We start from the raw sequence: 11792 nt of genomic DNA on the forward strand, positions 1-11792 counted from the left end.
AACATGCTCGCCTGATTCGTTTAGCCCTGGAGTGACCGTGTCCCACGAGCAGCCGCCATCGTCGCCGCCCGACCTGACCCCGCCCGCGCAGTTGCCGTGGCTACGCCGCCTGGCTGCGCGCCTGTTGGGTCGCGGACTGAGCCGATTACAGGCGCAGCATCGCGATTCCTGGTTCCTGGGTCACGCCATTGGCCAGCGCAGCGGACACACCGACGGTGTGCGCGATGGCTACGAGCGTGGGCGGGCCGAAGGCTATGAAGCCGGGCGTCAGGTGCTGGTGATTCGTGACTGTCGCGATGACACGCCTGCCGTGCCGGGGCAGGACAACAACCTGTTCGACGATTGGCGTCTGCCGCTCACCGCCGACCTGAAAAAGCGCTTCAAGGCCGACGTCGCCCAGCGCCTGCCGGCCACCGCCCAGCCCAGTGCGGCGCAGTGGAAGCTGATCTTCAGCGACACGCCCAGCACCTGCGTGGTGGCCGGTGCGGGGGCGGGCAAGTCCACGTCCCTGGTGCTGCGCATCCTGCTGCTGCGTCATTACCTGGGCTTCGAACTCGATGCCATGACCGTGGTGACCTTCACCCGGGAGTCGCGCAGGGACTTTATCAAGCGCTTGGTGCAGGTGTTCGGGCTGTGGCACGTCGAGATGTCACCGGCCACTGCCCGCGAGTTGGTGCGCACCTTCCACTCACGCATCCTGCCGCTGGTGCGCAGCCTGCCGGGCTTTTCCCAACTGCGGGCGTTCGAGACGCTGGGCAATGACCTGCCGGCAGGCAGCGAGGCGTTGGCAGAAAGTACCGCGTTCGACCTGCGCCTGAATGACGCCCAGCGCCAGGCCATGAACCTGTGCTACCGCGATCTGCTCGCTGAAAGCCCACGCTTCGCTGAACTGGTGGCCTCCTTGCGTCGCGAGGCGCTGCTGCTCAAACCGTTGGATCCGGACCATCCGGATGTGCAGAAGCGCGTGCAGGTCACCCAATTGGCTGCGCAGCGGGACGAAGAGCTGTGCGATGTGATCGAAGACCTGTGGTTCGCGGCCGGCGCTTGGCCCATCAAGGGCATCGAGCCGTGCCGTGAGACCGTGCAGATACGTGGGCAACGCTTTCACGTGCATGGGCGCCTCGCAGTGCAGGACACCTGGGTCGTGTTGGGCTTCGACCCCGGCGAGAGTGCTCAGTATCAGCGACCCGGCGCCAAGCTGTCGGTGCGGGCAGAATGGTCGGTCAAGCGCACGTTACTTCAAGCTTTCTGCGACAAGCCGTTGATTTGGCTGGATAACTACGACAGCGCCAGACGCCTGGCCGGCACCCTTGCCGGGGATGCCGTTGCCGGGCCGGGGTTCGAGTTCAAGGTCAAGGGTGAGCTGGCAGCGGCCCCTTTGCTCGACGCGTTCGTCTCCGCTGCCGGTTTCATCGAAAACCTGGGCCTCGATGTAGGGCGTGCGGTAGCGGACCTGAGCTTCCCGTCAGGCGATGCCGATGCGTCATTTTTCGAAGCGTTGGCGCTGTATTGGAAGGCGTTCGAAAACCATCTGCTGGGGATGTCGCCGCCGGTCATGACCTATAACCGCATGTTCGCGCTGTTCGGCGAGCTCAACCCGCAGAATCTCCGACTGCTGCCTGATACGCTGCTGCGTCCGATGGCACACTTGATGCTCGACGAGTTCCAGGACGTCTCGCCACAGATCGTCAGTTGGCTGCGCGCCACACTGGCTGAAATCCGCCGGCGCGGTCCGAGTCTGACTACGGGGCGTACGGCGGCGCATTCTTCCTTGCTGTGCGTGGGCGACGACTGGCAGTCGATCTATGGCTGGCGCGGCAGCTCGCCCGACTACTTCATCGGCTTCACCCAGACCTTTCCATCACCTGCCAACACCCGTGTGTTGATGGTCGAGAATTACCGCAGCCAGCAGTACATCATCGACGCCGCCGAGCACTTGGTGCGTGGTGCGCCGGCGATCGGAGGCAAAAAAGCCAGGGCCAGCGGCGCCGCTGCCGAGCTGCCGCTGTCGGCCGTGAAGGTATTCGAGCGCGACGACGAGGCCATGGCCCGCACCGTGGCCGAGCATTACGAACAAGGTGAAAGTATCCTCATCCTGTTTCGAAAATCATCAGATAAGACATTGATTCTAAAGAGCATTGAGCAATTACTTAAGGTGGAGTCTGAACTGTCGAATGACTGCCGGCGAATCCGCCTGCTGACCTATCACAGTGCCAAGGGGCTGCAAGCCGATACCGTCTTCATGCTTGGCGATTGCCAGTACCTCACTCGCTCACCCCACAAGAACCAGCTGTACCGTCTGGCAGGCTTGGCTCGCGATGGCGATGCGCAAGGCTACGACACTGCGCAGAAAGATGAAGTGCAGCGCCTGGCCTACGTCGGCGTCACCAGGGCGATCAGGCACTGCTATTGGTACGTGGAGCGGCCAGATGGCGAGGCCAGGACGCTGCCTAGCGCTGCGCGGAGGGTCGATGCTCGGCTGCCCTGTTTCGACGATCTGCGAGGCTGAACGGGGCATGCATCACGCCTGTTCCACCTCACGCGTAAAGCTGTCGAACAAGCCCAGCTCCACGCGCTGCTGCTCGGCCAGCAGCGCATTGGCGGCCTGGGTGTACTGAGCATCGGTGAGCGACACCGGGCTCAAGCGTCCCCCTGTTTGCGGCAAGACCAGGCCAAGGGCCTGTTCGAGACAGGCCTTCACCGAGGCCGATAGGTGGTCCACCCTGGGCGCTAGCGCATCCACGCAACTGTCGAGGTAGTCCAGACCCGGCTGCCAGAAGTCCGTGCTTGTGCTGAAAGCCTGCTCATGGGTGCGTCGCACACTGTACCGCCATGTCGGCTGTTCCAGCAGCCAAGCGCGCCGTAGACTCGAGCTTTCTTCAAGGCGCCGCACTTCTTTGACCACTTTGTTCCTGACGGTGGGCGTGAGGTTGGCAGTGCTTTCGTACAGCATGCCGGCCTCAGGCTCCGGATAGTCGAGTACCACCGCCAGACTCTGGCGCAGCGCCAGACGTATCTCGATATCATCGACCAGGCCGTGGCGCAGCCAGGTATCGGGAACCGCTTCGGGATCGTCCAGTGGATCGAGCGAAGGGATCGACGCCTGAGGTTCGACGGCTTGCAGGGCCGCTTTGCGTAAGGTCCGCGCCAGGGCGATCCGGTCGGCCAACTGATTGACCAGGCTGCGTCGATACACCTTGCACAGCGCCTGCCATTTGCTGTGTAGCGGTGTGGGGTCGTTGGCCAGTCGATGCAGGTAGAGCTCGGTTTCCAGAGCGCTGAGCGCATCGGTGCCGGCGTCCCCACAGGTGACTGGGTAACTCTCGGCCACCGCGTTCAGTTGGTCTCGCAATCGAGTGTCGGCGGCCGCTTGGTCGAGTATCGCCCAGGCACGGGCACTCATGGCCTGCGGCTGACGTTGCGCCTGGGCCGAGTCGGTCACGATCTGCAACTGCTCGAACAGCGCCTGGTTTTCTGGCATGCCGTGCAACTCGTGCCACAGTTGGATGCGCTCATCCGTACGTCCGTCAAGGTAGAACTGCTGCCAATTCGACGCCCGAACCTCATCGTGCTCGTAGATCGTCAGGCCGCTGCGGCGCAGACGGCTCAGTTGGGCTTCATCCATCAGGTTGTAGTGCAGGCTCAGGCGCAGCCCTGGCCGTTGCTGGGCGACATCACGCACAAAGGGCGTGGCCAGCACCGTGTCGAGCGCCTCAAGACTGTGCAGATTATTGAAGGAGAGATCGACTTGGCGCAGTTGGTACTGCAATTGACTCATGAGCAGGATCAGGCCATCGGGCCAGCGATCGAGATTGGCACGGGAAAGGTCGAGGCGTGACAGGCGTGCCATGTAGCTGACGTCGGGTGCCACCGTCAGTGGGTTGATACTCAAATTCAGCTCGCGCAGGTCGATCAGTCCTTGGAACGCTTCGGCGGTCGCGGCATCGAGCTGGATCCGGTTGTTGTGCAGATCCAGGCTGTCCAACCGTCGCTGGGCGAGCATTTCCACGTCCGCCACGCTCAATGTCAGCGCGTTGCGGCTGAGCACCAGGTGACGCAGGTGCGGCATGGCACGCAGCGCCGGCGCCAGTGTGCCGAGGTCAGTCAGGGCGTTGCTGGAGAGGTCCAGCTTGCGCACGCCCACCGCCTGTTTCAGCGCCTCGGCCAATGCGGCGCTGTCGATCTCGAAGTTACCGGTGATCGAGAGAGACTCAAGTGCCGGGAAGCACTCGAACAGCTTCGCCGGCAGGCGCAACAGGCCCAGGCTGTCGATGCGCACGTGGCGGATAGTCGGGAAGACCGTCGTCAGTTCGGGCAGCTCATCGAGTGTCATCCGGTCCAGCACCAGCTCGCCGTCGGTCTCCCGACGCCAGGCACGGTACAGTCGTCTGGCGCACTCGATACGGGCATCGTTCTCCAAGAGGCCAGCCTCACTGTGTTTCCAGCGCAGCAGGGTCTGGTGCAAGTCTTGCCACTGACGCTCCAGGTCGAGCAGGCCTTGACCAAGATCGCCTGCGGCGCTCAGGGTTTTCTGCAAATCCTGCAGTTGGCTATGTGACGCGGCCGGAAACAGATGCGCCAGTCGCCGCTGGGCGGCGGTGGACTGCTCGAGTGGTGTGCCTCGACCGCTCAACGGGTAGCCGAGACGACCCTCACTCAAGCGCAGCGGCGAGCGGAACGCTCCAGGACGCCTTTGCTGGCCTAGGACCTGGCTTGCGCGTGTGCGGTCGTTTACCGCGACAGCGAACAGCTCGGCATCGCTCGTTACTGCGCCACCTGAGAGCCCGCTGCGCAGCAAGGCGGTATCGCCGGTCGCCAGGTGCGGTTGGAACAGCCCAAGGATGGCCCTGTTCAAGCGTATCGTCGCTTGCAGCAGGCGTGCTTCTTCGAGCACCCGCAGGGGCATCCTGCCGTCGCTCGGAGCCATGCGCTGGCGTTCGGCTGGACTGGCGTGGTCGAGCAATTCGTCCAATGCACATGCGGGCAGTTCCGGGAATTGTGCGCTCAGCCGTGCGGCGGCGGACGTGCCCTGTGGCAGCGTAGTTTCGCGCCCCTCAAGACGCCGCAGCAGATCTTCCAGGGGGAGGGCAGCGCGGCCCCTTCGATCAACTGACGTCGTAGCACGTCGGCCGAAAAACCCGTGATTTGCAGGGCTGCGTTTCGCTGGGCGGCACTCAGTGACTCACCCACCGGTCCCTGGCGCGCGAGCAGTTGGTCGGTGTCCCATTCCAAGGGGTTGTCGTAGGCCAAGCGCCAGGCGCCGCGACCATTATGTTGCAGCGGCGGTCGATAGGCCCCTTCATCGCTGGGATGACGTACGTACCACTGGCCTTGTGTGTCTGACACCACCTCATGCATGGACTGCTGCAGACGGATGTAGCTGCGGCCCTGCTGCCAGTACAGACCCTGGGCGTCGGGGGCAAGGGTTTGCGGCAACGTCGCAGCGCTGCGGTACTCCTCCAGGTCGGGTCGCCACAACAGCGGTCGCTCATTGACCTCGATCGGTTGCAGGTCATCGACCAGGCGTGAACCCACGACCTTGGCGGCCCCCACGCTGACCCCGGCGATGGCCACGTTGACCAGCAGCGATTCGACCTGGGCCAGGGCCTGTGCGGTATCGCCAGCCTCCCAGGACTGGATGGCATAGAACAGCCCGCCCACCAACTGCGATCCGGCAATCCACAGCATCAACGGATTGAGGGCGGGAATGAAGGCCGCCGCCACATTGAGGACGCTGAGGCCAATGTCCTCCCAGAACGCCAAGCGCCGCAGGCGCGCCTGAGCATCCACGTCGGCGGTCGGTACGGCGACGCAGCGTGCATCGCCCTTGATCCGCTGCAGGTGCAACTGCTGCAGGTGTGTCCAGGGCATGTTCGGCAGGTCCTTGAGCTGCGCCTGCAGATGCACTTGATCACGTGGCTGCAGCGCGCTGTCGTCGCTGACGTTTGGGTTGCTGTACAGGGCCCTACGCAGATGAGTGGCCAACTCAGGTTGCAGGCTCAGTGGGGCCAGACCGAGCAGCGCGCGGCGCTGGGTCGCCTGCTTGAGCCGACAGACCAGGTCGGCATGGGCCTCGGGCAGCGAGGCAAAACTCCTGAGCGCAGCCGTCTGGATACCTGGCAGATAGAGGATATGCCGGTTTCCAGCCGGGCCATGCAGGGTGAGCAGGAGGAGTTCATGCAGGGGGATGCCGAACAGTTCCAAGCGCTGGCAACTGATCCGCGTGAAGCCGCAGTTCGATGGCGCAGTCGCCACGCAGAAGGCGTGCAAAGCCACCGATTCCCGCTGGCTTATGTGGTTTTGCAAACGCGCAATGCGTGTTTGCACGCGCAATTCATCCTGTCGGGCCTGAATGGACAAGCGCTGGATGAGTTGGGCATCGGCCGCGTCATAGACCGAGGCCAGGTGCTGCTGATAGCGCTGGCCCAGGTCGACCTCGCGACAGATCGTGATGAATTCGCGCAGGCTCAGTGGCGGGGCCTGGCGTGGATCGTCGCCGATCTGCAGGGTGGAAAATGTCGGGGTGTCCAGCGGGCCGGCGAAATTGTGCAGGGCCGCTTCCAGCAGGCTCAAAAGCCTCGGTTTGCCAGTCGGCGAGTGCTCCATGTGCTGCGGTGAGCTCCCTGGCTGCTCTACCCGCGCCGCTTGGCTGCGATAGTACGTGCGATCCACTGAAACGTTGCGGGGCACACGCGCTTGCAGCAGCGGTCGGCAGAACTCGGTGACGCCCTGTAGCCCCGCCAGCGCTGCCTGCAGTTCGCGCAGGCTGCCGTCGCGCTGCTCAAGGGCGTTGTCCAGGGCGCGCTGATCGCTGTCTGGCGCGGCGGCATACCAGGCCAGAGGCTGACCCTGCGCATCGAGATAAGGCTTGCGCTGACTGCCCATCAGTTGCCGGGCGTGGTCGGCATGCAGTTGGGTGCTCCAGTGCGGCAAGGCAGTGAGTATTTGTCGTTGGTGCAGGGGTGGGTTCATGGCGGTTCTCCTCGAAGGAGGCGGCAGTGAACACCGCGCAGCGTGCGCCTGAGCGGTAAATAGCTAGTTGGAGGCGTCGCGTCTGCCTAAGTGACGGTCGCGTTCGGGCTTTTGGCCAGTGCCCTGATGGTCCAAGGTGGTTCCCTCGCCCGCGTTGTTTCGGACGTCGGGCCATGCCAGGGAGCGCGCCATGCCTACACAGTCCATGCCCAAGGATTACCTGCTGGACCTCAACGGTATCGAGATGGCAGTCCGCACGTGGGGAGAGCAGGGAGCCATTCCGGTGCTCGCGCTGCACGGCTGGCTGGATAACGCGGCCTCGTTCGAGCGCCTGGCGCCGCTCATGGAGGACTGTTTCATCGTGGCCCCTGACCTGATTGGGCACGGTCGCTCCGATCATCGACGCGAAGACAGCGGGTACTACCTCTGGGAGCATGCCGAAGATGTTCTGGCATTGGTCGATCGCCTGGGGCTTGGGCCTTTCCATGTTGTGGCGCACGGTATGGGCAGTGGCATCGCCTCGATACTCGCCCTGCTCACCAGCACTGTCGTCAGCATGACCTTTCTCGATGGCATGGGAGTACCCTTCACCGTCGATGAGGGCGAGCGGCTGCCGCATCTGGCTCGCGCCTATCGGCTAAAGCGCATGGTGCAGCGCAGCCAAGCGGGCAGCACCGAGCCGTTGTCGGGTAGTAGATTCGAGAACCTCGAGCAAGCCATGGGACAGCGTCGCGACCGATTGGGCACTGAGGTATCCGAGGAGGCAATCAGGTTACTGGCTCAGCGAGACCTGCTGCAGACGGGCGATGGCTATCGCTGGCGCCATGATGAACGGCTGGCGCTCCCGGAAAGCATGCCCTTGACCGAGAAAGAGGCGTGCAAGCTGCTCCAGCAGATTCACTGCCCGTTGTACCTGATTCTGGCCCGCCAGGGCATGTGTGCAGGCCCCGTGTTCAAACGCCGTAAATCCGCCTTGCCCCTCATGCGCAGGTGTCGTGGTACCCGGGTGGGCACCATTTTCACCTCGATGAACCTGAGCGAGCCTTGGCCGAGCAGATAGGACGGATTCTGGCGCGCCATGAAGGCGCGCCAGTACTGCGTCGCGTTAACGAGTGAGTATTGCTGGGCAGGCAGCGGTGCAGCGGATTGCACCGCGTCAATGCCACTCAGCGATTGGCGCCGCCATCCCCCTGCGCTCCGGCGCCTTCTGACCCGGTTTGATCCATACCTGGCAGGTCAGCATCCTCCTTTTGCTTGATCGACGGGCTTTCGCTCTCGGCGTTGGGCACACGGGGGTCGGTGTCACGAGGCATGGGCTGCTGGATGGGATTAAGGGTGCTGTCCACCCCAGGCGCAGGGCCTGGGTTGTGCGGGTCGTCCGGGTAGGTGGTGCCAGTGCCGACGGCCATCGCCAGCGGTGAGCACAGCAGGGCGGCCAGCAGGCAGGAACGGGTCAGGGATCGCTTCATGGGGCAAACTCCTTTGCGCAGAACAGGGCGTGTTTCCCTTGGGTCCTGTCATGCGCGGCAAGGTGCCATTATCCCGACCGACGGTCAGACAACCGTCGACAGCAACATGATGAAGATGATGCCGACCACCGAGAGAATGGTTTCCATCATGCTCCAGGTCTTGAAGGTTTCAGCCACGGTCATGTTGAAGTACTGCTTGACCAACCAGAAGCCGGCGTCATTGACGTGGGAGAGGATCAGCGAACCAGCGCCGGTGGCCAATACCAGCAGCTCACGGTTGACCCCAGGCACCAGCTCTATCACCGGCGCGACGATGCCGGCGCCGGTGATGGTGGCTACCGTCGCCGAACCGGTGGCGATACGAATCACCGCGGCCACCAGCCAGGCCAGTAGGATCGGTGAGATTTCGGCCTGGACTGCCATCTGCCCGATCACGTTGCCGACGCCGGTATCGACCAGCATCTGTTTGAAGCCGCCCCCGGCGCCGACGATCAGCACGATGGCTGCGGTGGGCGCCAGGCTGTGGTCGAGCATCTTCATGATCTGCTGACGACTGAAACCGCGCGCCGACCCGAAGGTATAGAAGGCCAGCAGCAGGGCAGCGAGCAGGGCGGTGATCGGGTGCCCGATCAGGTCCATCCATTGGCGCACGATATGGTCGGTCGGCAGCACCACGTCGGCGAAGGTCTTGAGCAGCATCAGCGCGACCGGCAACAGCACGGTGACCAGAGTGACGGTGAAGCTGGGCAGGTTCTTCTGGTCCGATTCGCGGGCGATCTGATCCATCAGTTCCTGGGAGGGGTTGCCGGGGATGTAGCGCGAAATGAAGTTGCCGAACAACGGGCCGGCGATCACGGCGGTGGGCAGTGCTACCAGCAGGCCATAGAAGATGGTCTTGCCGATATCGGCGTGGAAGATGCCGATCGCCAGCAGCGGTCCCGGATGCGGCGGCACCAGGCCATGCACCACTGACAAACCTGCCAGCAGCGGGATGCCGATCTTCACCAGCGACACGCCCGAGCGGCGCGCGACGATGAATACCAGCGGGATCAGCAGCACGAAGCCGATCTCGAAGAACAGCGGGATGCCGACGAGGAAGGCGGCGAACATCATCGCCCAGTGCACCTTTTGCTTGCCGAAGGCGCGGATCAGCGTCTGCGCGATCTGGTCGGCGCCGCCGGAGTCGGCCATCAGCTTGCCGAGCATGGTGCCCAGCGCGAGGACGATGCCGACGAAGCCGAGCACGCCGCCGAAGCCGTCCTGGAACGATTTCATGACCTTGGCCACCGGCATGCCCGAGGTCAGGCCGAGAAAGCCGGCAGCCAGGGTCAGGGCGACGAAGGGGTGAACCTTGAAATGGGTGATCAGCAGGATCAGTCCGACGATGGTGACCAGCGCGTCGAGCAGCAGGTAAGTATCAGTAGCCAGTCCGAACATGGGAGTCTATGCCTCGGTCTTGTCGTTGTTGTAGTGGCGGAGCAGGGTAGGTCTTGAGTGCAAGGCATCAAGACAGCGCTATCTTTGGTGAGCCGGAAAACCGCACTCAGGCGGTTCGCGCCAGGCTCCGCTCACCGCAGGGCTTTAGCCAGTCGTTCACACGCTCGGCCAGCGCGGCGATCGGACGTGTGGCATCCAGCGCAAGCGTGAGGGGTTCGCCATGAGGCGGCTCGAGGGCCGCGAACTGGCTGTCGATCAGGCTGGCGGGCATGAAGTGGCCGGGGCGGGCCAGTACGCGGCGCTCGGCTTCCTCGGGGCTCAGCTCGAGAAATACGAAGCCAAGGCCCGGCATGGCCTGGCGCAAGGTTTCACGATAGCGGCGCTTGAGCGCGGAGCAGGTGAGGATGGGGCGCTCGCCGGCCTTGACGATGGCCTGCAATTCTTCGCCCAGGCGCGTCAGCCAACCGGCGCGGTCGTTGTCGTCCAGGGGAATACCGGCGCTCATCTTGCGGATGTTTTCGGCAGGGTGGAAAGCATCGCCTTCGATCAGGCGACCGCCACTTCGGGCCGCGATGGCCGAGCCGACGCAGCTTTTGCCGCAGCCTGCCACGCCCATGACCACAATGGCGCAAAGGGAAGGGTTCATCGGTACCTCCTGCGGGGTAAGACAGCGCTGTCTCACGCTCGACGAGCAGTGGTGCAGGCGCCACCCTCCCGGGTGTTATTGATTTTGTGATACGCAGTTCGGACTGCTGCAACGATTGAGGCGTTGCCTGCATCCTGAGACAGCGCTACCTTAGAGACCGTTCCCCTTCTTGCAAGTAGTAAAATTACAACATCCATGACCCGCATCGGCTCCCGCACCACCGGTCGTCCCACCCTGGCCGAAGTCGCCAGATTGTCCGGGGTTTCCCCGATCACCGCTTCGCGCGCGTTGCGCGGCGTCAGCACCGTTGCCCCGGCATTGGTGGAAAAAGTCGTGGCAGCGGCCGCGAGCCTGGGCTACGTGGCCAATCCCGCCGCCCGCGCCCTGGCTTCGGCGCGCAGCCACTCGGTGGTGGTGCTGATTCCGTCGTTGTCCAACCAGTTGTTCATCGACACCCTCGAAGCGATCCATGAGGTGATGCGTCCGCGTGGCCTGGAAGTGCTGATCGGCAATTACCACTACGATGTCGGCGAAGAAGAGAACCTCATCCGCAATTATCTGGCCTATCAGCCCTGCGGCATCCTGCTGACCGGCTTCGAGCGCAGTGAGGCCTCGCGGCAGATGCTCGCGGCCAGCGGCGTGCCTTGCGTGCACATGATGGAACTGGGCGGGGAGCCGGGCGACTTGTCGGTGGGGTTCTCCCAGCAGTGCGCCGGCCGCGCCGCCGCCGAGCATTTGATTGCCCGTGGTCGGCGGCGTCTGGCCTTCATCGCGGCGCAGCTGGACCCGAGGGTGATGCAGCGCGCCGAGGGTTTCCGGCAGGCCCTGCGCGAAGCCGGGCTGGCCGCACCGGCGCTGGAGGTGCTCGATCCGCAACCCTCGTCCATTGGCCTGGGCGGCGAATTGTTCAGTCGTCTGCTGGAACAGGCGCCGGAGGTGGACGGGATTTTCTTCTGCAATGACGACCTGGCTCAAGGCGCTGTGTTGCAAGCCCTTCGCCAGGGTATCGAGGTGCCTCAGCAGGTGGCCATGGTCGGCTTCAATGACCTGCCGGCCTCGGCGCACATGGTGCCGAGACTGACGTCCATCCGAACCCCGCGCGCCGCCGTGGGGCGCCATGCTGCCCAGGCGCTGCTGAACCTGCTCGACGGAAAGCGTGTGGTCGATGAGCGCCAGGACATGGGCTTCGAACTGGTTGTGCGGGAGAGTTCCTAAGCCCGCGTTGCGGTCGTTGGGGCACTGGACAAACGGCGATGCCGCATCGCTTG

7 protein-coding genes and 1 pseudogene are annotated in these 11792 nt (G+C 63.8%); 3 read left to right on the top strand and 5 right to left on the bottom strand.

Features of this window, described 5'->3' with window-relative positions; genetic code table 11:
- Window positions 1-37 precede the first annotated feature (37 nt).
- On the top strand, window positions 38-2509 hold the full coding sequence (locus GKC70_RS11420) for a UvrD-helicase domain-containing protein (RefSeq protein ID WP_342651393.1): 2472 nt from the start codon (window positions 38-40) through the stop codon (window positions 2507-2509).
- Window positions 2510-2521: 12 nt separating this feature from the next.
- Here GKC70_RS11420 and GKC70_RS11425 read toward each other — a convergent pair whose 3' ends face one another.
- A complete protein-coding gene (locus tag GKC70_RS11425; protein ID WP_342651394.1) occupies window positions 2522-4972 on the bottom strand; it encodes an NEL-type E3 ubiquitin ligase domain-containing protein in 2451 nt (816 codons plus the stop codon).
- A 32-nt stretch (window positions 4973-5004) separates the two neighbouring features.
- Entirely contained in the window at window positions 5005-6972 is a 1968-nt protein-coding gene (locus GKC70_RS11430; protein WP_342651395.1) for a DUF6543 domain-containing protein, read from the bottom strand.
- A gap of 190 nt (window positions 6973-7162) precedes the next feature.
- Between GKC70_RS11430 and GKC70_RS11435 the strand changes: the two are divergent.
- A pseudogene (locus GKC70_RS11435) lies at window positions 7163-8088 on the top strand (alpha/beta hydrolase).
- Window positions 8089-8138: 50 nt separating this feature from the next.
- Here GKC70_RS11435 and GKC70_RS11440 read toward each other — a convergent pair.
- The 3 genes from GKC70_RS11440 to GKC70_RS11450 form a co-directional block, all read right to left on the bottom strand.
- Window positions 8139-8441, bottom strand: coding sequence for a hypothetical protein (locus GKC70_RS11440; RefSeq protein ID WP_342651396.1), 303 nt, complete (start codon window positions 8439-8441; stop codon window positions 8139-8141).
- 84 nt (window positions 8442-8525) lie between these two features.
- Complete coding sequence (locus GKC70_RS11445) at window positions 8526-9878, bottom strand: GntP family permease (RefSeq protein WP_317871109.1); 1353 nt, start codon at window positions 9876-9878, stop codon at window positions 8526-8528.
- 106 nt (window positions 9879-9984) lie between these two features.
- Window positions 9985-10524 (bottom strand): gluconokinase, encoded by a 540-nt coding sequence (locus GKC70_RS11450; protein WP_039578034.1) that lies wholly within the window; start codon window positions 10522-10524, stop codon window positions 9985-9987.
- 195 nt (window positions 10525-10719) lie between these two features.
- Here GKC70_RS11450 and GKC70_RS11455 point away from each other — a divergent pair, with 195 nt between their 5' ends.
- Window positions 10720-11739: a LacI family DNA-binding transcriptional regulator gene (locus GKC70_RS11455; protein ID WP_295481935.1), complete on the top strand. Its 1020-nt coding sequence runs from the start codon at window positions 10720-10722 to the stop codon at window positions 11737-11739.
- Window positions 11740-11792: the final 53 nt, after the last annotated feature.

Source organism: Pseudomonas sp. REB1044 (genome assembly GCF_038813925.1).
GTDB lineage: Bacteria > Pseudomonadota > Gammaproteobacteria > Pseudomonadales > Pseudomonadaceae > Aquipseudomonas > Aquipseudomonas boreofloridensis.

What these genes read in the sequence shown, in the direction of transcription:
- GKC70_RS11430 (WP_342651395.1), bottom strand. Translation starts at nt 6,972, where the DNA reads ATGAACCCACCCCTGCACCAACGACAAATACTCACTGCCTTGCCGCAC.
- GKC70_RS11440 (WP_342651396.1), bottom strand. Translation starts at nt 8,441, where the DNA reads ATGAAGCGATCCCTGACCCGTTCCTGCCTGCTGGCCGCCCTGCTGTGC.
- GKC70_RS11445 (WP_317871109.1), bottom strand. Translation starts at nt 9,878, where the DNA reads ATGTTCGGACTGGCTACTGATACTTACCTGCTGCTCGACGCGCTGGTC.
- GKC70_RS11450 (WP_039578034.1), bottom strand. Translation starts at nt 10,524, where the DNA reads ATGAACCCTTCCCTTTGCGCCATTGTGGTCATGGGCGTGGCAGGCTGC.
- GKC70_RS11455 (WP_295481935.1), top strand. Translation starts at nt 10,720, where the DNA reads ATGACCCGCATCGGCTCCCGCACCACCGGTCGTCCCACCCTGGCCGAA.